Raw genomic sequence first — 22,051 nt, 5'->3', positions numbered from 1 at the left:
TGATATATGACAAGTAAAAGGGGGACGCTAAGTCCTCTTTTTTTGTATGTTCCTTCTTTAAATTTCCAATTATAACCACAAAATAACAATACTTTTTGGGGTAAAACCTTTAATTTGAACAGATTAAATTGTACGTAAGCTATGATAAACTTCTATTTGAAATCGCTTACAATTATATAAATGGAAGGATGTGGTGATCTCGGGAGTTTTACCAAACAACAAAGAAAACCACAGACGATTGCTTGGAATACTAGAGGCCAGTCAAGTAGTATGTAATCAAAAAAATCTTAGGAGGTAGATTATGTTTAAGATGAATAAGAAAATCTTGACTGTATTATTCGCAGCTACAATGAGCTTTAGCTTGTTTGCAGCAACTACAAATGCGGCGACAGATTATTGGCAAAATTGGACTGATGGTGGAGGAACAGTAAATGCTACGAATGGATCAGGTGGGAATTACAGTGTTACATGGTCAAACACCGGGAACTTTGTTGTCGGTAAAGGCTGGAATACCGGATCACCAACAAGGACAATAAACTACAATGCCGGAGTCTGGGCGCCGTCCGGTAATGGATATTTGACACTCTATGGGTGGACGAGAAACTCACTCATAGAATATTACGTCGTTGATAGCTGGGGCACTTATAGACCAACTGGAACATTTAAAGGTACCGTGACCAGTGATGGTGGCACATATGATATCTATACGACAACCCGAACCAACGCACCTTCTATTGACGGCACTGCAACTTTCACTCAGTTCTGGAGTGTAAGACAGTCGAAGAGAGCGACTGGGAGCAATGTTGCTATCACTTTTAGCAATCACGTTAACGCATGGAAGAAATATGGAATGAATTTGGGAAGTAGTTGGGCTTACCAAGTGTTAGCTACTGAAGGATATCAAAGTAGTGGGAGCTCTAACGTAACGGTGTGGTAACAGGTAAACTGTAGCCTCTTAATCGATGATAATACTAAGGACTGCCGGTCTCACCACCGGCGGCCTTATTTATTCCAAAAGAAGACTTACATACTACTAAGATCATCGTCACGACTTATTATTTTCCTATCCGTTCAAAGGAGATAAATCAATGAGAAAACTATTGAGTTTCCTATTCATAGCAACAATAGTTGTTATCAGCGCTTGCTCACAAGAAAAGCCTGAAACGAGTAATGACAATGTATTTGTAAAGGGAGGGACTTTTATAAACACAAAGTCCAACTACAATGGTGCAACCCTATCGAACTTTTATATCGGTAAATATGAGGTAACTCAAAAAGAATGGAATGAGGTAATGGAAAGTAATCCCTCAGAATTCAAGGGCGACAATTTGCCGGTTGAAATGGTTAGCTGGTATGACGTTGTTGAGTACTGTAATAAGCGGAGTATAAAAGAGGGTTTAACACCCTATTACAATATAGATAAGAATAAAATAGATACAAATAATAAGAGCGAAAATGATAATATAAAATGGACCGTAACGATCAATGAAGGTGCTAATGGTTATCGATTACCGACAGAAGCAGAGTGGGAATATGCTGCAGGTGGAGGTCAATTAAGCAAGAGTTACACCTACAGTGGAAGCAATAATGCAGATGAGGTAGCATGGTATTGGAAAAACGCTGGAGATAAATACTTATCGGGAGAATGGAACTGGCCTATCATTGAAAACAACAATAATAAAACAAAATCTGTTGGTGTCAAACAGCCCAACGAGTTAGGACTTTATGATATGTCAGGGAATGTAAGGGAATGGTGTTGGAACTGGTACGGGGATAGGGGAAGCGATGTCGGATCTTTCCGGGTTGTGAAGGGCGGCGGTTGGATCGGTAACATCTCCAACAACGAGATATCTTTTCAAGGCAAGTTCGACGCAAATGGCATGGGACCTGATCAAGGCTTTCGTGTGAGTCGTGGTGAGTAAATGGCGGGAAGGTTATTCTCTTTTAAGTTAAGACTCCATTTCATAAGCAATGATAAAATGATCAAGCCAATAAGCTGCTTCCGGTACTCTACCGGAAGCAGCTTATTTAATTTTCGTTTATTTCCAACTACAAAAGATCTAAACTTTTCACGGTATAAGCTTTAGTTTATGCATATGAAAAAAATAGGACAATGTTAGAATCTAATTGTTTCCGCTTACATTAATAAATATGGAATAAAAAGGAGGTTGATCAAACGGGTTGCACAGCATCTTAGTAAGACTAGTTGCAGTATAACCAAGAGGAGGACAGCAAATGAAACAGAAGAGAATGCGTTTATTTTTAGTAATCATTATTTGTTTTATGCTTGCATTGCCTGCAGTAAGCGTAAATGCCGCAACAACGATCACATCTAATCAAAGTGGCACCCAAGACGGCTACTATTATGAGCTATGGAAGGATTCCGGTACCACGAGTATGACTCTTGATAGTGGAGGTACATTCAGTGCTCAGTGGAGCAACATCGGAAATGCTCTGTTCCGTAAAGGTAAGAAGTTCGATGAGACCCAGACACACCAGCAAATTGGAAACATAACTGTTAACTACAGTGCCAACTACCAACCAAACGGTAATTCGTATTTATGTGTCTACGGATGGACCGTTGATCCACTAATCGAATATTACATCGTTGATAGCTGGGGGAGCTGGCGTCCGCCTGGTGGAACGTCTAAAGGTACCATTACCGTTGATGGGGGAACATATGACATATATGAGACTACCAGAGTCAACCAACCTTCAATTAAAGGCACAGCAACCTTTAAACAATATTGGAGTGTCCGGACGACCAAACGTACAAGCGGAACCATATCTGTTAGTGAACACTTTAAAGCGTGGGAGAGCAGAGGAATGTCAATGGGGAAGATGTATGAAACTTCGCTTACGGTAGAGGGTTATCAAAGTAGTGGAACAGCTACCGTGACTAGCAATACAATTACGATCGGAGGTAGCGGAGGTACGAATCCGACGCCAACGCCTAATCCGACTTCAACGCCAAACCCAACCTCCACACCAAATCCGGGCACAAGCACAAAGATAGAAGCAGAAAATATGACTAAAAGTGGTCAGTATACCTCCAATATAAGCTCACCATTCTCTGGAGTTGCTTTATATGCCAACAATGATCTAGTGAAATATACACAGAATTTTACGACCGGTACCCATAATTTTTCACTCCGCGGGGCTTCGAATAACTCTAATATGGCGAGAGTCGATTTGAAAATCGGGGGAGTGACCAAGGGCACCTTTTATTTCGGGGGAAGCAGTCCCGCCGTTTATACTCTAAACAATGTCAGTCATGGAACCGGAAATCAAGAGATCCAGCTCGTCGTAACTACTGATAACGGGACATGGGATGCTTACCTTGATTATCTGGAAATCAATTAATAAGACGTAGCGGTAATGGAAAAATTTGAAGAGGTAAAGTTGCTGGGAGGGGTAAAAAAGATGTTTAGAGCCAACGTAATAAAATGGACGGCCATTGCGTCGTTAGTCGTATTCTTATTCACAGGCTCACTGACGATGACTGGCGACAAGGCGCTCGCGGCCGATTGTTCGAACGGTTATGTAGCATTAACCTATGACGATGGTCCGAACCCTAACAATACTGTAACACTACTTAATGCACTTCAACAAAACGGCTTGCGTGCAACGTTCTTCAACCTTGGACAGAATGCCCAAAATAATCCGTCCCTAGTAAACCAGCAGAAGTCAGCAGGCATGTGGATTGGGAACCATTCCTGGTCTCATCCGCATTTGACCCAACTGTCTACCTCACAAATGTCGTCAGAAGTTACAAACACACAAACGACATTACAGTCTATAACTGGTACGGCTCCGAAGTTGTTTCGTCCGCCATATGGCGAGACTAACGCAACTTTAAAGTCCATCGAGGCCCAAAATGGTCTTACTGAAGTGTTATGGAACGTTGACTCCCAGGACTGGAATGGAGCCACTACCGCCCAGATAGTAAATGCTGTTGGTACAATGCAAAATGGCGACGTGATCCTTATGCACGATCAGTACCAAACTACGGTTCAAGCGATTCCACAGATTGCACAGAATCTCAAGAACCGCGGTCTTTGTTCAGGCATGATCTCGACGAGCACAGGCAGGGCAGTCGCACCTGATGGTGGAGGCACGACACCAACTCCGACACCAACACCAACAACTACACCAAATCCAGGCACAAGTACAAAAATAGAAGCTGAAAATATGAGCAAAAGTGGTCAGTATACCTCCAATATAAGCTCACCATTCTCCGGAGTGGCTTTATACGCCAACAATGATTTAGTGAAATACACACAGAATTTTACGACCGGTACCCATAATTTTTCACTCCGCGGGGCTTCGAATAACTCTAATATGGCGAGAGTCGATTTGAAAATCGGGGGAGTGACCAAGGGCACCTTTTACTTCGGGGGAAGCAGTCCCGCCGTTTATACTCTTAACAATGTCAGTCATGGAACCGGAAATCAAGAGATCCAGCTCGTCGTAACAGCTGATAACGGGACATGGGATGCTTATCTTGATTATCTGGAAATACAGTAAATATTCCAAACACGGAAATTGGAGACGGACTGCTTAATATAGAGACAAAATGAAAAAAGCAACCCACCAGCCATGACTGGTGGGTTGCTTGCCTTGTTACAACCTATCTCTCAACAACGGTCTCACCTTCAATTAACACAGGCTGATAATAAGTGTTGTTCGGAAGGTCTTTTTTTCCTTGTAGTTTCTTAATGACCCAATCCGCTGCATCGCGTCCCATGGCTTCTTGTGGGTGTGTCAAGGTGGTTAGTTTGATGTTCGCGTTTTTGGCGATATAGGAATTGTCTTGTCCGATAATCGATAATTCCTCCGGAATAGTGATGTCCAGCTGTCTGCAGGCATGAACCACTTCCAACCCAACCTCGTCGTTATAACAAACAATAGCAGTGAGCGTATCTCTATTTTTATTCAGAAAATCCTTCAAGTCTGTAGATAACGTCTGTTTTGTCTCCGTGTTGAATGAAAAAATCTGCTCAGGATAAAATCGTAATTTGGATTCTCCGAGTGCTTTAATATACCCTTTCATCCGATACTTCCCTTGTAAATCATCCATTTTTGCAATGAGCCCTATTTGGGTGTGCCCTTTGGTTATCAACTCTTTTGTTGCCAAATAACTGGACTGCACGTCATCAAGACAAAGGTACGGCAGTTCTATTTCTTCATAAAAGGCATTAATCATGATAATCGGAATATCCTGTTCCTTAAACGACAGGTAGTAAGCAATATTAGGGTTATATAGATTGCTTTTCGTCGGTTCAATAATTAAACCATCTACACCGTAGGACAACATCATTTCCAGTGCCTTTTTTTCTTGAGCAACATCGTTATTTGTACTAGCTAATAGTAGAGAGTAATTATCCTCATTTAGCCGGCTCTCGATCCCACGGATAATGGAAGGAAAGATATAGTCGGAAATATAGGTCGTGATTACACCGATCGTCTTCTTATGGGAACTCCCGCCGGTCTTCGAACGATATTGGTTGCTGACATAAGTACCAGAACCTTTTTCGCTTCGCAGGAAGCCTTCGTTGGAAAGTTCTAAAATTGCTTTTCGAACAGTCTGCCGGCTAACTTCGTACATGGACTGCAAGGCAGATTCAGTAGGGATTTGCTCACCAACATTGTAATCTCCCGAAAGGATTTTGCTTTTTATGTCATCTAATATCACTTGATACTTTGGTTTCATGTAATTCCTCTTTCCATTCTTGTTCGCTAAGTTATTCGTATATTCGGTAAATTTGTATGTACAAATTATAGCATGACAACAAAAAAAATAGAAAGGGGCTCTTTTTTTATACAGTTAAATCATTATTATCTCCATATTTGTATGTATATATAACTAATCAATTGACAAATGTACGTACAAAAAATTATACTAAAGCTGTCAATTAAGAAAGCAAACTCTTATCATGACCTTTTAAAAAAGCGCTCTCAGAGAGGTGACAAACGTGATATCGAATCGATTAAGCATCGAACAAGCGATTAATAAGGGAGAAACTTCGCTTGGTATTGAATTTGGGTCTACGCGCATTAAAGTTGTACTTATCGATCATAGCTTTCAAACGATCGCTTCTGGAAGTTACGAATGGGAAAATCAGTTGAAGGACGGTTTTTGGACGTACAACTTGGAAGATATTATCAAAGGTCTGCAAGACGCCTATCGCGAGATGAAGGAAGAAGTTGCTCAAAAATACGGAATCACCCTTCAAACGGTTGGTTCAATCGGTTTTTCTGCAATGATGCATGGATACATGGCTTTCGACGAGCACAATGAACTGCTTGTTCCATTCCGGACTTGGCGTAATGCAACTACAGGTGCGGCTGCCAAAGCATTGACCGAGCTGTTTGGGTTTAATATCCCAGAACGCTGGAGCATTGCTCATCTTTATCAGGCGATTTTGAATGAAGAAGAACATGTGCCACAGATACGTTTTGTTACGACACTAGCAGGATACATTCATTGGCTATTGACTGGAAATAAAGCACTTGGTGTTGGTGATGCATCCGGTATGTTCCCAATTGATGAAACTACAGGAAATTTTAACGCTTCCATGATACAGCAGTTTGATGAACTTGTTGCAAGCAAAGCTTATCCGTGGAAGACCAGTGATTTACTTCCTAAGGTGTATGTTGCAGGAGAGCAAGCAGGTATTTTAAGCGAAGCGGGAGCTAAAATTCTGGATCCATCGCTGCATTTACAATCAGGTATTCCGCTTAGTCCTCCAGAGGGGGATGCTGGAACCGGGATGGTTGCAACGAATAGCGTAAGAAAACGCACCGGGAATGTATCTGTAGGAACCTCTGTTTTTGCCATGATTGTATTAGAAAAAGAACTTTCCAAGGTTTATCCGGAAATTGATATGGTTACTACTCCGAACGGAAGTCCAGTGGGAATGGTTCATGCGAATAACTGTTCAAGTGACCTCAACGCCTGGCTAGGGTTATTCCGCGAATTCTATGAAGCCATGGGACACAAAGTGGATGCCAATAAATTGTACAGCGTGCTATTAAATAAAGCTTTGGAAGCAGATCCTGATGCCGGTGGATTACTAAGCTATGGTTATCTCTCAGGAGAGAATATTACTGGGTTAGAACAAGGTCGTCCGCTATTTGTCCGCTCGCCGGAGAGCAATTTCAATCTGTCCAACTTTATGCGTACACATCTATTCAGCGCCTTTGGTGCTTTGAAAATTGGAATGGACATTTTGACGAAGGAAGAGAATGTAGCCATTGATAGTATTTTAGGCCACGGCGGCTTATTTAAGACTCCTGTAGTGGGTCAAAAAATGATGGCAGCTTCAATGAATGTTCCTGTTTCCGTAATGTCGACTGCCGGTGAAGGCGGTGCATGGGGAATGGCTATTCTTGCCGCTTACATGATGAATAAAAATCAGGAAGAAAGTTTAGAAGACTTCCTCGATCAAAAAGTGTTCAAAGATGTTAAGGGTGAAGAAGTTCATCCAGAGGCAACCGACATTAAAGGATTTGAAACTTTTATCGAACGTTATAAAAAGGGTCTGGCGATTGAGCAGTCCGCTGTTGACAATTTAGTGTGAAAATGGAGGTGGCAAGATGTTAGAACAACTTAAAGAAGAGGTTTTTCAAGCCAATCTGGAATTGCCGAAACAAGGACTTATTAAATATACATGGGGAAATGTGAGTGCAATTGATCGTGAAAGTGGATTATTCGTAATCAAACCTAGTGGCGTAGATTATGAAACAATGAAAGCCAGCGATATGGTAGTTGTTGATCTGGATGGCAATGTGGTTGAAGGAGATATGAGACCTTCCTCCGATACACCTACTCACGCCGTGCTTTATAAGCATTACTCCGAGATCGGGGGAATCGTTCACACGCATTCCACTTGGGCAACCATTTGGGCTCAAGCAGGACTAGATGTTCCTGTCATGGGAACGACCCATGCTGATACCTTCTATGGTTCCATTCCTTGTGCGCGTTTCTTGACGCAAGAAGAAGTCGATCGTGGTTACGAAGCGGAAACGGGTAATGTAATCATCGAGACCTTTGAACAACGTGGGATTGATATTATGGCGGTTCCTGGTGTTTTACTTAAAGGACACGGACCCTTTACTTGGGGGAAAAATGCGAAATCGGCGGTAATAAACAGTGTAGTTTTGGATGAAGTATCCAAAATGAATTTGTTTGCAAGAGAGCTGAACCATTTTGCTGAGGAGTTGCCACAACGTATTTTAGATAAACATTACTTGCGAAAACATGGAAAAGACGCTTATTACGGACAAAAATAATTAAACCACAAAATTACGAAAAGAGGATGAATATGTCAACAGCAGTAGCAAAAGAATTTTGGTTTGTCGTAGGTTCACAACATCTTTATGGCGAAGAAGCATTGGCTGAAGTTAAGGCGCATGCCCAAACGATGACAGATGCTTTGAATAAAAGCGGAGTTTTACCTTACCCACTAGTGTTACAGGATTTGGCTGTCAGCGCAGATAAAATCACAAACATCATGAAAGAAGTCAATTACCGCGATGAAGTTGCCGGTGTTATCACTTGGATGCATACCTTCTCACCTGCAAAAATGTGGATCCGCGGAACTAAAATGCTGCAAAAGCCTTTGCTTCATCTAGCTACGCAATATAATGAAAGTATCCCATGGGCAACGATCGATATGGATTTCATGAATCTAAATCAAGCCGCTCATGGTGACCGTGAATATGGTTTTATTAACGCCCGTTTGAACAAACAAAACAAAGTGGTAGTAGGCTACTGGGAACGTCCTGAAGTCCAAAAGCAAATTGCAGAATGGATGGACGTAGCCGTTGCTTATAACGAAAGCTTTAATATCAAGGTCGCTCGCTTTGGTGACAATATGCGTAACGTTGGCGTAACCGAAGGAGATAAGGTTGAAGCCCAAATTCAATTTGGATGGACTGTTGACTACTTTGGTATTGGCGATCTAGTACAAATCATTAATGAAGTTAAAGAAGAAGAGATCGACGCCTTATTCGCTGAGTATTCAGAGCTGTATGAATTTGATTATGGGACTAACAGCAAAGAAGCTTGGGAAGCTAGCGTGAGAGTTCAAGCAAGCTATGAAATTGCTATTAAAAGTTTCCTTGATCAAGGTGGCTACAACGCCTTCACATCGAACTTCGAAGATTTACACGGAATGAAACAACTTCCAGGACTTGCTGTTCAACGACTGATGGCACAAGGCTATGGTTTTGCTGGAGAAGGAGATTGGAAGACTGCAGCTCTCGATCGCTTGCTTAAAGTGATGAGCCATAACCAATCCACTGGCTTTATGGAAGATTACACTTATGAATTGACGGTTGGTCAAGAATCCATTCTTCAATCCCATATGCTTGAAGTAGATCCTACTTTGGCAAGCAACAAACCAAAAATTATCGTATCTCCACTGGGTATTGGTGGTAAAGACGATCCAGCACGTTTAGTATTTGACGGTAAAGCAGGAGACGGTGTAGTTGTTTCCATGGCTGACTTTGGGACTCATTACAAACTATTGATCAATGAAGTTACTGCTTTCGAACCAACGGTTCCAGCTCCCAACCTTCCAGTAGCTCGTGTACTTTGGAATGTTAAGCCTAACTTCCAAGATGGGGTTAAAGCTTGGATCGAAAATGGTGGCGGTCACCATACCGTTGTTTCATTAACGCTTACAACAGACCAAATTATTGCTTATGCAAAACTTGTAAACTTGGAATATGTAGTTATTAAATAATAGCAAAGCTTTATTACGATTAATAGGACTCCATTCCTCGAGCTTTTTGAGGAATGGAGTCCTATTTGTTTGTTCGATTTCCTTCAATAAATGCGATAATTTCCACTCAGGGCCAATAAACTAAAGAAGTACAGACAGTTATCATAATAACGACGTTGTCCAGTGCGCAATGGTGTATCCCAAAACAAACGGACAAAATGCTCTGCCTCCGGGCCATTAGAAGCTAGGGAAGCCATGGCATTGGTCGCCAACAGACCTGTCGGGTGCAGCGCCGGTTCGTCGAAGGGCTGTCCCTCAATGGTATACCGCCGGTAATCGGAAACTTCGATATTCCTAAAAAAAGCCTGAATCCGGTTACATTGATCGACCTGCCAGATGTCCTTTTGGAACCAAGCCCAGTCCAGACCGATATTAGCCGCTACCCGGTAAGCATCACTGAAAAAATGGCTGAAATCACCATGAGGCTGGGGTTCTGCCGGGGACCCGTTAAAATTAGCATATTCGGGAGCAAGGCCAGTTATCGGATGGCATGCAGTATGCAGATATGTGCGGCTGGCTTCCGCGGCTTCTCGCCAAAACATGTGGTCACCTTCATCAGCCCACAAAGCGAACAAATCATAGAAATGGGGGAGATGGTAAGATGGATCACTGAAGGTGGATTCCGGTACAAATTTAATCAGTTTCGTTTCCGCGTCCCACATTGAGTCACCAACGCCTGTTTCAGTTTTATGTACACAAGCACGCAATATTATTCGAGCCTGCTCGGAATAATTATAAGGTGCCGGACCGTTCCCCCAACGTTTTGAGGCAAAAAACAAAGCCATGGCGAAAAACTCTTCCCCGTCCGGTGCGGGTCCTTGAGAAATTCTTGTACCGTCAGGCTTGCAGTGCCAAGCAAAGTAATCGGCATGACGGCCTTCTTTGTGCTGCATAAACGTCTTAGAGAAGTTCCATAAACGATCAAACTCATCTTTTTTATTCATTTGAACAGCCATCATCATCCCGTAGGACATTCCTTCAGACCTAACATCCAGATTACCTGTATCCAGAATATAGCTTTTATCCTCGTCCAGCGGATAGTAGATTCGTACGTTCGGATCTCCGTAAAACAAATCACTCCAAGTTTCTTCGAGTTTAGCGTTGATTTCATCTTCAGAAAAGCCGAGCTCCTTAAATAAATTGCGATATTTCCCCGTATAAAAAGCACCTTGTTGTGTTATTGTCATCAAAAACGCCCTCCTGTGAACTACAGTATGCAGTCCATTTTAATAAAAACTAAGGATGGATGGTTTGAATGGTGCCATCATCGTTGTAACTCAGCTCTGTATATTTTACAGAACGCTTGTTGTCAGCTCCACCAGACAAAGAACTGTCATGATAAAATAAATACCATTTCTCTTTAAAATGAACAATAGAATGGTGCGTTGTCCAGCCTATCACTGGAGAAAGGATTTTCCCTTGATATTCATAAGGTCCAAGCGGATCTTTACTGATAGCGTATACAATATTGTGGGTAGTACCAGTGGAATAAGAAAGATAATAAAATCCGTTGTATTTATGTACCCATGGACCTTCAAAATATCTTCTCTCTTCATCTCCAGCAAGAATCGGATTTCCGTTTGTATCGATGATGGATATTTCTCTAGGTTCACCTTCAAAGCTCAGCATATTCTCGCTCAATTCCGCTACGATAGGTCCAAGAGCTGGTGCCGTTTCAGACGGCCCCTCGGCATCCGGAACAAATGAGCCGGTTTGCCATTTTTCAAGTTGACCGCCCCAAAGACCCCCAAAGTATATATACGATTTACCATCATCATCAACGAAAACGGCGGGATCAATGCTATAACTGCCGGGAATGTAGCTTGGTTCAGGTGTAAATGGTCCGGAAGGTGAAGCTGAGGTGGCGACCCCGATTCGGAAAATATCGTCATGGTCTCTAGCTGGGAAAAACAAATAGTAGGTATTGTTTTTGTATGCTGCATCCGGAGCCCACATTTGCTGCTTAGCCCATGGAACATCCTTCACATGAAGCACTTCACCGTGGTCAACACAAGGGGAGCCATCTCCATCAATAGAAAGAACATGGTAATCCTCCATATTATATTGGTCACCGTTGTCATTAGAGATCATTTCGTGATCCAGGTCATGTGAGGGATAAATATAAATTTTACCTTCAAATACATGAGCGGAAGGATCCGCAGTATAAATATGAGTTACGAGAGGTTCATTGGGTTGCACAGGCTTTGTCAAGTCATTTCCTCCTATAAAGTTAATCGCTTACAAAGCTAATGGTATAAGAACTTTAGGACGCTGTATATATAGCAACTATAGTTTATACCCCACAAAGTTTAGGACATAAAAAAGAACCTTTATTCAAAGGTTCTTTTTTTACTACTGTCTTTGTCCGTGGAATTGTCGATGAAGTTCCCGCACTTGTTCTGCAAGCTCCGTTACAGGGCCATCTACGACCGCATTATGGATGACTTCCTGAATGCTCAAATTACGGACAGGTGATGCTGCAATGCCCATTTCGCTTAACCACTGTGATAATTGCTGCGAAGAGCTGGCATATACAATCCTTCCTAATTGAACCCAACCGTGAGCTGCCGCACACATAGGGCAATGTTCCCCGGAAGTATACACAGTTGCCTGCTTACGTTCTTCCAGTGACATATTCTGAGCTGCCCAGCGAGCTAAAGCGAACTCGGGGTGCTGAGTATGGTCACCACCGCCTACATGGTTACTATCTTCGGCCAAGACCTCTCCATTTGCTGAGACCAGGATGGAGCCGAAAGGTTCGTCCCCAACCTCGAGTGCAATTCGGGCAAGTTCAATACAACGCTGAAGATGTTTGATATCTGTATCGTTTATCATGATAATAGAGCCTCCTGAAATTTAATTTATAGATAAATCTCACGAACAGTAGGCCTGAGCCTGTTTGTTCACCGCATTCTTCTATGTTAGCATGTAAAGTATTCGATTAAAAATATGTCATGCAATTTCAAGATAGGGAGGACATCTAGAAATGAAACACCCATTTATTTTAAATGCCGTATGGAACGGCGGTCGTAATAGTGATGGAACGATTGAAGCTGGACAACTCAAGACTCAAATCTCCATTCCGAAAGAAATGGGCGGGCCAGGAGTTGGAACGAATCCGGATGAGATGCTACTGGGTGCCGCGGCAACCTGCTATCTCATTACACTAGCAGCTATGCTGGAGCGATCAGGGCTTACGACTTCCAGCCTGACGTTAACATCAGAGGCGACAGTGGATGTAACAAATAACATTTTTACATATGAAGCGATCAAACATTCACCCATCATCACACTTACCGAAGATGCGTCACAGGAAGATATTGATAAAGCAATTCGTATTGCCCATAAAGCAGAAGGCTCTTGTATGATTTCCAGAGCTGTAGCAGGAAATGTACAAATTACCACAGAGCCAACAGTGCTTACATCAAGTATGTAAGGTTAAGTTCTAAAGGAGTTATCCCTTAGGAATCAGAGAGGAGAAATTAACTTTGAACGTTGAGTTGTATAAGGATTTGATCAAGGATGAACGTGGGAATTATTACGTAGCGGTGCAAAAAGAGGGCAATGAACTGACCTTGGTAAACGCAATGCTTGAGCGTTCTTATCAGGACCTGCTGGAATTTAATGAAGAGTTTAAAAAGAAATATGCGGAATACGAGCACCAGTTCATCGGCAAAGTGATTATGGATAAGCTGCGGCACGATGTTGTGTTCGCGTCCAAAGAAGACGGCCATGGACGAATGTATAATCTGGCAGCGATTGCCGGCGATTACAAGGTTACTTTTATAGATATGATTGAATTTTACCGAAACCCTCGAGTAGGACGTAGCCATGACAACGACATCCATTAAGCTTAGCGTTTTGGACCTTGTACCTGTATTTGATAATGTGGATGCAAGCTTTGCTTTAGGACAAGCGGTGGAACTGGCTCAAACAGCTGAAAGACTGGGATATACTCGATATTGGGTTGCCGAACATCATGATATGCCGGGCTTAGCGTGTACCTCCACAGAGGTGTTTTTATCGCATGTCGGAGCAAGAACACAGCATATCCGCATCGGATCGGGAGCTTTATTGCTGCCGCACTATAAGCCGTTAAAAGTAGTGGAATCTTTTCATTTGCTGGCAAGTTTATATCCGGGACGCATCGACCTTGGGTTAGGCAGGGCTCCTGGCGGTGCTGCTGAAGTAAGCTTAGCGCTGAGCGGAAATTTTCTCGAAAATGTTTGGAAAATGCCGGAACTGCTTAAGGGAGTCACCGAATTGTTGCAGGGGAACTATTCATATGAAGGACGTCAGATAACCGCCCGTCCGACTCCACCCGAATCGCCAGAGCTGTGGATGCTGGGTACAAACAAGAAAAGTGCAGCATATGCTGCCGAGTTTGGAGCAGGCTATGTGTTTGGTCAATTCATGAGCGATGTAGCTGGTGAAGAGATTTTGCAAGCTTACCGTGAAGCTTTTATCCCTTCTTCAGTTAATGCTAGTCCTCGGGCCATCGTAGCTGTTGGCGTTATATGCGCCGAGACTGAGGAAGAAGCAGAGCAGCTAGCCTCTTCCGGTATGACATTATTTCAACAAGAAGGCTCAACCGAAGAGAAATCCAAGCTTTTGGAACGTAAACTGTTGATAGGCACACCCAAAAGCATTAAAGAAGAGCTGGAACAGTTATCTCACTTGTATGGAGTTGATGAATTCATTATCGTTACTATGATTCCAGACTATGAGAAACGGTTGCATTCGTTTGAGTTGCTTGCCCGCGCTTGCTTGAATTCTAACTAGCCCTTTCTTCATGCAATGATGCTAAAGGAGGTCCACATAGATGCAGACTCATACTTCTGACTCCATTAAAATCCCTCCCGGATTTTGGGCTGGATTAATTCAATTAGGGATAACCGCTCAAGATATAGCCAGTAAAGCAAGTCTTCCCCTGAGCCTTATCACGGAGTCAGCAGTCACCACAGCCCAATATTTCGCTATCTGGCAGGCATATTCGGATCTCGTTGGAGACACTGCTGAGGGAATCATCAAGCTAGCAACCGTTTTTGAAACCACACAATATCCGCCGACCGTCTTAGCCACTTATCATGCTAAAGATTATCGCGACGCTCTAAACCGAATGGTGCGCTATAAACGGATGTGCCCTCCAGAAAGCTTGCATATCATCGAAGAGGGAGAGTTGTGTACAATCGAATTGAATTGGCAGCCTCCCGAGTATTCCGGTCCACCGTTGCTGCTTGGCCTTACACTGGCGTTTTTACTGGAGCTTGGGCGGCGGGGAACAGGTATACCTCTGACAGCACAGTTTGTAGAATTTTCACAACCCATAGGGAATTTACAGGTTCTTGAAGCTTATTTCGGCTGTCGAATTCAGATTGGTGCTGAGACTAACCGCTTAACACTACGACGAAGTGATTTGGATCTGCCCTTTATCTCGTATAACGAAGAGTTGCTAGAAATTCTGACTCCCGTTTTGGAGCGGACACTTGCTGAACAGCAGGGCAGTCGCTCAATTACTGAAAGGGTCAAATGGATCATGAAACGCAGCCTTAGCGGAGGGCAACCCGAGATTCAAACTGTTGCTAAAGAGCTAAGGATGAGTGCTCGTACCTTACAGCGGAGGCTTACTGAAGAAAATACGAGCTTCAAGCATTTGCTGACACAAGCCAGACATGAGCAGGCGCGAGCGTATTTAGCAGATCCTTCCCTCGATGTTAAAGAGGTGGCTTTCTTGATCGGATATGAAGATCAGAACTCGTTCTATCGTGCCTTCCGACTTTGGGAAGGAGATACTCCTTCAAATTGGCGTGTTAAACAAGAAGTTTGGCGCAAGACACTAGTTACTGAATAATCCCGGTAAGATAGTATAAATACTAGCCGATGCTCAGTACAGTTCTTGAGAAACTGCTAATTAACTTGCCATGATAAAAGGAGAAAAGAAATATGGATATGGGATTAAACAATAAGACAGCTTTAATTACAGGATCTACAAAAGGTATTGGTAAAGCTATCGCCTTTGAACTTGCCAACGAAGGCGTTAATGTACTAATAAATGGACGTAATTATGAAAAGGTAGAACAAACAGTAAATGAAATTAAAGCAAAATTCCCGGAAACTTCTCCACAGAATGCTACAGCCGATATTGTAGATATGGAGCAAAGAGAAGCTTTATTTGAAAAACACCCCCATATCGATATTTTAGTTAATAATATGGGGATTTATGAACTGATGAGCTATGACGACGTTGACGATGAAATATTTGAAAAATACATCCGTACGAATGTTCTTGCTGCAAATGGATTAACAAAATTTTATTTACCAAAAATGTTAGAAAACAATTTTGGTCGCGTGATCTTCATTGCTAGTGAAGAAGCAATAATGCCGTCAGCTCAAATGCCACAGTATGCAATGACCAAATCAATGCTATTATCATTAGCAAAAAGCTTATCTAAATTAACAATCGGAACAGAAGTTACCGTCAATACTATCATGCCAGGACCAACACTCTCTGAAAACGTGCACCAAATCATTGATGGAATGTACCCAGATGAAGCGTTGACCTTTTCAGAAAAAGAGAAAAAATTCATGGCTAAAAACTTACCGCAATCTGAAATACAGCGATTTATTAAACCTAATGAAATAGGTAGACTAGCAGCATTTATGAGCAGTCCCTATGCCTCTGCATTTAAAGGTTCTCCGATCCGTATGGATGGGGGCATGGTACCTACTATTTTCTAAATGTAGTATCGATACACAAAAAGCCACTCCTTATGGAATGGCTTTTTTATTTGATATATTATTCACTGTCCTCCGGTATAACAAAGGATACCAAAGTACCTTCACCTTGTTTACTTTGAATAAAAAGACCCTGACCATACAATTGCATCAGTCTTCGATGGGTGTTAGCCAGTCCGATGCCACTTTTAGCTTTCATGGTCGGTTCCAGCAACAACGCGAGCGTTCTATGATCCATACCTTGCCCATTATCCTCCACTTCGATCTTTACAGCATTGTTCAGACGTGAGATCCGAATATAAACGGTACCCCCCTGTTGACGCTTGAGCAGACCATGCTTGATAGCATTTTCTACCAAGGGTTGGATGGATAGAGGGGGTAACAGAATATTAATGTCTGGATCTACCTCCCAAACAACGGAAATTCGTTCTGCAAATCGTGTTTGTTCAATATACAAATAAGATTCTACCAGCTCTAGTTCATGTGAAAGGTTCACGAGTTCTCCGATATTTAAAAAGTCAAAGCTGATTCGCAAAAAGGAAGTAAATGCAGTGATGAGCTCTTGCATCTTTTTAGTATCCATATCACTGAGTGCCGCAATAGAGTTCAATGTATTGAACAAGAAATGGGGTTGTATCTGTGCCTGTAGATAAGCCGCTTCAATACGCACCCGTTCATTAAAAGAAATTTTCATCGCTGTTAAAGCTCGAATGCGATATTTGAGTTCAACTGCATCCACCGGTTTGGTAACATAATCATTTGCGCCGGAGTAGAATCCAGTGTAAATATCCTCAGGTTGACTGCGGGCAGTCAGCAATAGCACTGGAAGCTCATATAGGGAATAAAGAGCGCGAACCTTTTGCGTTAATTCATATCCTGACATATGCGGCATCATTACATCACTAATCAGTAAATCCCAACTCTTTTTATCTAGCCAATCCAGTGCCTCTTGTGCTGAGTTCACTGTCGTAATGAGATAAGGTTCGTTTTCGAGAATGCCCTTTAGCACATTCAGATTAACAGGGTCATCATCTACCACCAAGAGATTCACCTTCGCATCTGTAAAGAGTGGCGGGATTTTGTCAGTGTGTTGATTAGTTTGTTCGGAAATCCCCCATTCAGCCATCTGCTTATAAATCTCATCTGGTGTATACGTTGTTATAGGTGAAACCTCTCTTACTATCTGTTCGCTATAGGAATCAGCAAGGGGTAGTGCAAAACTGAAAGTTGAACCTTTGCCGAGTTCAGAATGTATGCTCAAGCTGCCACCATGTAGTTCTACCAACTGCCTACTAATGCTTAGTCCCAGTCCAATTCCACGCCCGTCATTTATTCCGTGAGGGCCTTGCTCATAGGGGAGGAATACCCGCGCCATGGTCTCTTCGGTCATGCCTACTCCGGTATCTGTTACATATATAAAGACATGAGCGTCTTTTTCCTCAGCTGAAACAGAAACAAGTCCTTGCTCGGTGTATTTGAGCGCGTTGTGCACTAGATTTAATAATACTTGTACTAGTCGTTTCTCATCCGCAAGAATAGGAGGCATAGATTCTGGTATGTTCATGGATAGCCGTACCGGTTTGCCTTCAATCATATATTGAAGCATATTGATGACTCCGGGAACCACCGATTGAACCAAAATAGGCTCCTGATACAAAATAACGCGATGCTCTTGAAGACGTACTACATCCAGTAGATCACCAAGCATATGGGACATGCGGCGGCTGATAGTAATCAGTAACTCCATATCTTGCCGGCTACTCTCGTAGAGTCTATCCTTTTCCTTCGTTATTATATTTTGCGCGATATTCATAATTCCATGGACTGGTGTTCGCAGCTCGTGAGAAGTATTGGCGAGAAACTGATCCTTGAGTTTGTCCGCTTTTTTCAGCTGTTCATTTAGCTCCATGTTCTCTTTGGCATTCTGAAAATACTTTTTAAACCAATAAGCTGAGAAGCCAACGATGGCGGCAATAATATCCACAGGATAGTAGACAATTGAATAATGGCCGTTATTATCCCACAAATTCCATAACAAATTAGAGATGATGGCCGCACCTGATATCAGTAGAAAAACAACATCTTTTTCATCTTGCCTTTTGAACAATAAGCGCCCCAAGCTATATATTAACCAGATGAAGGGGATATACTGAAACACTTGAATGATTCCCCAGTGAATCGATGTACTGACCAAATAAGCAGGAACGATAAATATAAATAAGGTATAAAGGAAAAGACACCACGTGTAAGCACGTAACCACTTGTTGACTTCGGCACCTGAGGTGAATTTCCTGAAAACAAGTAGAATAAAAAGGTTCTGCCATAAGAAGGCGATTAAACGGATTTTTAATGACCAAGTGTAATTAATCGGCAGTAATGCTAAAACTAAATTGTCATTTCGGGCTAAAAGGATTACGGCTACAGATAATGTCATTAGCCCTACAAGAAACAGGGCACGTTCTTTAGGATTAAATAAATACAGAATACAGGCATACAGCCCATGTAGTAGCAGGATGATTGCAGTAAGTATTTGAAATCCAACGGTATAAAAATTTGTCCGGTTAACCACTTCCTGAGAGCCAAAGAAAATAGGCCCACTAATACCGCCTTTATAGGGGTGATCAAAGTTTGCTACCTGAATAAGTACATCTATTTCTGTCATATTTTTCGAAAAATATGATGCTGTAAATGAGGTGGTTCTTGGTGCATATGTATTGGCATCGAGAGAGATTGTTCCGTTATTATGAATAGGAGTACCATTAATTTCCACGCTGGAGGCGGAATAAATTTGTTTGATCCACAATGAGACAGGCTGCTGAAGCGGTTCTACCAAAATGCGCAGACGGTAACTGCCATAACCATAGGAAGATTTCTGATCAGTTCCCATGGCGTGGTTCCAATTTCCGGGAACTTGAAGCGAATGGGTTAGCTTTGGTATAGTCGAAGTTTTGGACGAAACGAATTGCGAAGGATAGAAGCTCCATTCACCATCTAGCCTGATTAAGTTAGCCTTCTCCAGATCCTGACCACGTAAATCCAGTACACCGTTGCTAATCATAGGTACATTGTTGGAAACTTTAAATATGCTGAACCAAATGCAGCGTAGGCCAAAGAGAATGCTGATAAAAAGTAGAATGATTGCTAATTTGTTTAGGATCGTATTATTTTTCATGAGAACATTATAGCAAATAATTCTAATCTAGATTCTAAAATGGATTTTATTTATATAAGATGAGCAAATGCCAGCGATGATCTTAAAGGACAGTATAGTTATAATTGTTCTTTCTAAACAATAACTTGTAAATATTGTTATTATTAGAGAGGGAGTTCTCATCGCTAACAGGTCAAAATCTGCAACAGGTAATGCACTGAAAAGAAAAGGAATGAACCTAATGCCTAAGGAAGAAGTGTTAAAAGGCGGTAATGTAAATCATATAGTCCGTATGGCGAACACTGTTCGCCGTCCTATAGGCTATTGGAGTCCGAATGTTCATGAACTACTCAAACATTTGGAACAACAAGGCTATGAGGGAGCACCAAAATTCCTCGGAATCGATGATTCTGGTCGTGAAATATTGACATTTATTCCTGGAGAAGTTCCAGGGAATAATTATCCAAACCTTGAACCATATATGTGGACGGACGAAACGCTTGTGGGTCTGGCGCACCTTATACGTCGTTTCCATGATGTGACTACAGTGTTCAGGCCCAATATGGAGGACAGATGGCAGCTTAGCTATGCCGAGGATGCCGAACATGAAGTGATCTGTCATAATGACGCAGCATTGTATAATGTTGTCTTTCAAAAGGAGGCTCCTGTGGCGCTCATTGATTTTGACATGGCAGGTCCAGGTCCGCGTATGTGGGACATTGCGTACACCCTTTACACATCTGTTCCACTTGCGAGTTTTGCACCTGACCATACTTCTGGAACCATAGTAGCATACCAATGTGAAATACATGCCGTAGAGCGACGTCGGCGAATTCATTTGTTTTTTGAAGCTTATGGAATTCCCGTCCCAAATAATCTGCGACAGTGGATTATACAACGTTTGATAGTACTGTGTGATACGTTGAGAAATGGTGCTGCTGATGGGAATCCTGCCTTTCAGAAAATGGTTGATGAGGGTCACTTGGCCCACTATGAGAGTGAGATTAGGTTTGTAACAGATCATTTCGAGGATTGGATATAAAAATCGGATATTCCGCTCACGGACAGGATCATTGAATAAAATTAAAAAAGTATACCATTAGAATTGAGGCCTGAGAATGAGTGTAAAACGAATTGTCACAAATATTAAAACGCAGAATGTTTCGGCAGCAAAAAGCTTTTACCAGGACGTACTCGAGCTTGATTTATTGATGGATCATGGTTGGATTGAAACATACGGCTTACTGGGGAAGGAGAACATTCAAATAAGCTTCGCATCACAGGGCGGCTCCAATACGCCTACTCCTGATCTATCGATTGAAGTTGATGATGTCGATGCAGTGTTTGAACGTATGAAGAGTGCTGGATATACGATAGAATATGGACCTGTCGATGAGCCTTGGGGTGTTCGGCGATTCTATGTCCGCGACCCATTTGGCAAACTTATCAACATTCTTGCTCATGGACATTAGATAAACGGTCACGGCGTGCAGAAATCTAGATTGTTAAACAATCATGAAACGATAGTGGAGGAGCTTCCTATAGGGTAGCTCCTTTTAATTTTAAACTATACCAGCTAATAGCTTGTCAAGATTACCAGTAAAGTAAAGCCCAATCATATGTTATATTTAAAAGTAGGTAAGCCAAATAACCCCCCCAATTGTATTGTATTTGGAAGGTTATACCATTGGTTTCGTATTAAGCAATCCGGTATTTTTTTTGTTTTTCATGATGGCATATAGCCAATGCACCAATTTATTGGCACATGCGACTAGAGCCACTTTATGTGGTTTTCCTTTGGCTCTCTTACGATTGTAGAATTCTTTGATTCGTATATTACGAGCGCGAATTAATCCGCATTGGACAGCCAAAACCAGCGCGTAACGCAACTGCCTGGAACCACGTTTCGTGATTCAATTTCGAGTTGCTGTAAACTTACCTGAAGCAAAGACACTTGGATCAATGCCTGCAAAGGCGACTAGCTTTTTTAGAATGATCAAATCGGTCGACTTCTCCAATTTCAGATAAAATTGTTACCGCAATTTTATGCCCAATACCAGAAATCGACTGAATTAATTCATATTCTTCAATGTCTTCAGCCAGAGCATCTATGTTCTGTTCCGATCCAGTAATATGCTCTTGGTACTGAAGAATGAGGGTAATAAGGACTTTCAAATTGATTAAGTGGCTTGCATACATGGTTTGCTGAAATGGGTTTTGTTTTGCCGCAACTAGCAGCCGTTGCACCCGTTGGTTAATCCAGTCCTCTGAACGCCCCCGTTTTGAAGAAAGCAGTTCTTTCATCTTAGATTTGAGTGTGTTTTCATCCGTCTGTAATACTGAATATGAGGTTGGGAATTCACTTAAAAACTGT

The 22,051-nt window shown here is 42.1% G+C and carries 20 protein-coding genes; 14 read left to right on the top strand and 6 right to left on the bottom strand.

Going from position 1 to position 22,051, the window contains the following annotated elements; genetic code table 11:
- Positions 1–301 precede the first annotated feature (301 nt).
- From ACQKMP_RS00100 to ACQKMP_RS00085, 4 genes are all read left to right on the top strand, one after another.
- On the top strand, positions 302–937 hold the full coding sequence (locus ACQKMP_RS00100) for a glycoside hydrolase family 11 protein (RefSeq protein WP_042188200.1): 636 nt from the start codon (positions 302–304) through the stop codon (positions 935–937).
- Positions 938–1,088: 151 nt separating this feature from the next.
- On the top strand, positions 1,089–1,922 hold the full coding sequence (locus ACQKMP_RS00095; RefSeq protein WP_042188202.1) for a formylglycine-generating enzyme family protein: 834 nt from the start codon (positions 1,089–1,091) through the stop codon (positions 1,920–1,922).
- Positions 1,923–2,235: 313 nt separating this feature from the next.
- Positions 2,236–3,363, top strand: a complete 1,128-nt coding sequence (locus ACQKMP_RS00090; protein ID WP_427468582.1) for a glycoside hydrolase family 11 protein — start codon at positions 2,236–2,238, stop codon at positions 3,361–3,363.
- A 60-nt stretch (positions 3,364–3,423) separates the two neighbouring features.
- Entirely contained in the window at positions 3,424–4,527 is a 1,104-nt protein-coding gene (locus tag ACQKMP_RS00085; protein ID WP_427468581.1) for a polysaccharide deacetylase family protein, read from the top strand.
- A 103-nt stretch (positions 4,528–4,630) separates the two neighbouring features.
- Here the strand turns inward: ACQKMP_RS00085 and ACQKMP_RS00080 are convergent, their stop codons facing one another.
- The gene (locus tag ACQKMP_RS00080) at positions 4,631–5,713 is read right to left on the bottom strand and encodes a GntR family transcriptional regulator (protein ID WP_042188207.1); all 1,083 of its coding nucleotides are present in this window, start codon (positions 5,711–5,713) and stop codon (positions 4,631–4,633) included.
- Between the two features lie 262 nt (positions 5,714–5,975).
- On the opposite strand from ACQKMP_RS00080, the gene ACQKMP_RS00075 reads away from it, so the two are divergent.
- From ACQKMP_RS00075 to araA, 3 genes are read left to right on the top strand one after another with little or no spacing between them, the layout of a single operon-like run.
- Positions 5,976–7,583 carry a xylulokinase gene (locus ACQKMP_RS00075; protein WP_379421614.1) on the top strand — a complete coding sequence of 536 codons (1,608 nt, stop codon included), beginning with the start codon at positions 5,976–5,978 and terminating at the stop codon, positions 7,581–7,583.
- Positions 7,584–7,599: 16 nt separating this feature from the next.
- Positions 7,600–8,295: an L-ribulose-5-phosphate 4-epimerase gene (locus ACQKMP_RS00070; protein WP_042188210.1), complete on the top strand. Its 696-nt coding sequence runs from the start codon at positions 7,600–7,602 to the stop codon at positions 8,293–8,295.
- Positions 8,296–8,327: 32 nt separating this feature from the next.
- Positions 8,328–9,752, top strand: a complete 1,425-nt coding sequence (gene araA / locus ACQKMP_RS00065) for an L-arabinose isomerase (protein ID WP_427468580.1) — start codon at positions 8,328–8,330, stop codon at positions 9,750–9,752.
- Between the two features lie 83 nt (positions 9,753–9,835).
- On the opposite strand, the gene ACQKMP_RS00060 is transcribed toward araA, so the two are convergent.
- The 3 genes from ACQKMP_RS00060 to ACQKMP_RS00050 form a co-directional block, all read right to left on the bottom strand.
- A complete protein-coding gene (locus ACQKMP_RS00060) occupies positions 9,836–10,978 on the bottom strand; it encodes a glycosyl hydrolase family 8 (protein WP_042188213.1) in 1,143 nt (380 codons plus the stop codon).
- A 49-nt stretch (positions 10,979–11,027) separates the two neighbouring features.
- Entirely contained in the window at positions 11,028–12,002 is a 975-nt protein-coding gene (locus ACQKMP_RS00055; RefSeq protein WP_427468579.1) for a glycoside hydrolase family 43 protein, read from the bottom strand.
- A 141-nt stretch (positions 12,003–12,143) separates the two neighbouring features.
- Entirely contained in the window at positions 12,144–12,626 is a 483-nt protein-coding gene (locus tag ACQKMP_RS00050; RefSeq protein ID WP_042188217.1) for a nucleoside deaminase, read from the bottom strand.
- A 151-nt stretch (positions 12,627–12,777) separates the two neighbouring features.
- Between ACQKMP_RS00050 and ACQKMP_RS00045 the strand changes: the two genes are divergently transcribed.
- The 5 genes from ACQKMP_RS00045 (at position 12,778) to ACQKMP_RS00025 (ending at position 16,529) form a co-directional block, all read left to right on the top strand.
- The gene (locus ACQKMP_RS00045) at positions 12,778–13,227 is read left to right on the top strand and encodes an OsmC family protein (protein ID WP_427468578.1); all 450 of its coding nucleotides are present in this window, start codon (positions 12,778–12,780) and stop codon (positions 13,225–13,227) included.
- 52 nt (positions 13,228–13,279) lie between these two features.
- Positions 13,280–13,642, top strand: a complete 363-nt coding sequence (locus tag ACQKMP_RS00040) for a hypothetical protein (RefSeq protein WP_042188220.1) — start codon at positions 13,280–13,282, stop codon at positions 13,640–13,642.
- Positions 13,623–14,573, top strand: coding sequence for an LLM class flavin-dependent oxidoreductase (locus ACQKMP_RS00035; protein ID WP_427468577.1), 951 nt, complete (start codon positions 13,623–13,625; stop codon positions 14,571–14,573). The genes ACQKMP_RS00040 and ACQKMP_RS00035 overlap by 20 nt, the downstream gene beginning before the upstream one ends.
- Before the next feature lie 40 nt (positions 14,574–14,613).
- Positions 14,614–15,642 carry a helix-turn-helix domain-containing protein gene (locus tag ACQKMP_RS00030; protein WP_427468576.1) on the top strand — a complete coding sequence of 343 codons (1,029 nt, stop codon included), beginning with the start codon at positions 14,614–14,616 and terminating at the stop codon, positions 15,640–15,642.
- Between the two features lie 92 nt (positions 15,643–15,734).
- Positions 15,735–16,529, top strand: a complete 795-nt coding sequence (locus ACQKMP_RS00025) for an SDR family NAD(P)-dependent oxidoreductase (RefSeq protein ID WP_076301113.1) — start codon at positions 15,735–15,737, stop codon at positions 16,527–16,529.
- Between the two features lie 58 nt (positions 16,530–16,587).
- Here the strand turns inward: ACQKMP_RS00025 and ACQKMP_RS00020 are convergent, their stop codons facing one another.
- Entirely contained in the window at positions 16,588–19,584 is a 2,997-nt protein-coding gene (locus ACQKMP_RS00020) for an ATP-binding protein (protein ID WP_427468575.1), read from the bottom strand.
- 334 nt (positions 19,585–19,918) lie between these two features.
- On the opposite strand from ACQKMP_RS00020, the gene ACQKMP_RS00015 reads away from it, so the two are divergent.
- Both ACQKMP_RS00015 and ACQKMP_RS00010 read left to right on the top strand, forming a co-directional pair.
- A complete protein-coding gene (locus tag ACQKMP_RS00015; protein ID WP_339248225.1) occupies positions 19,919–20,719 on the top strand; it encodes a phosphotransferase in 801 nt (266 codons plus the stop codon).
- 76 nt (positions 20,720–20,795) lie between these two features.
- Positions 20,796–21,149 (top strand): VOC family protein, encoded by a 354-nt coding sequence (locus tag ACQKMP_RS00010; RefSeq protein ID WP_042188233.1) that lies wholly within the window; start codon positions 20,796–20,798, stop codon positions 21,147–21,149.
- A 487-nt stretch (positions 21,150–21,636) separates the two neighbouring features.
- On the opposite strand, the gene ACQKMP_RS00005 is transcribed toward ACQKMP_RS00010, so the two are convergent.
- Positions 21,637–22,051: transposase (locus tag ACQKMP_RS00005; RefSeq protein ID WP_379421607.1), on the bottom strand; the 415-nt coding region annotated here is incomplete at its 5' end.

Source organism: Paenibacillus sp. NPDC101420 (assembly GCF_050277435.1).
Lineage (GTDB): Bacteria > Bacillota > Bacilli > Paenibacillales > Paenibacillaceae > Paenibacillus_AQ.
The sequence above is the reverse complement of the archived record's forward strand: the minus strand, read 5'-3'. Positions and strand labels throughout refer to the sequence as shown.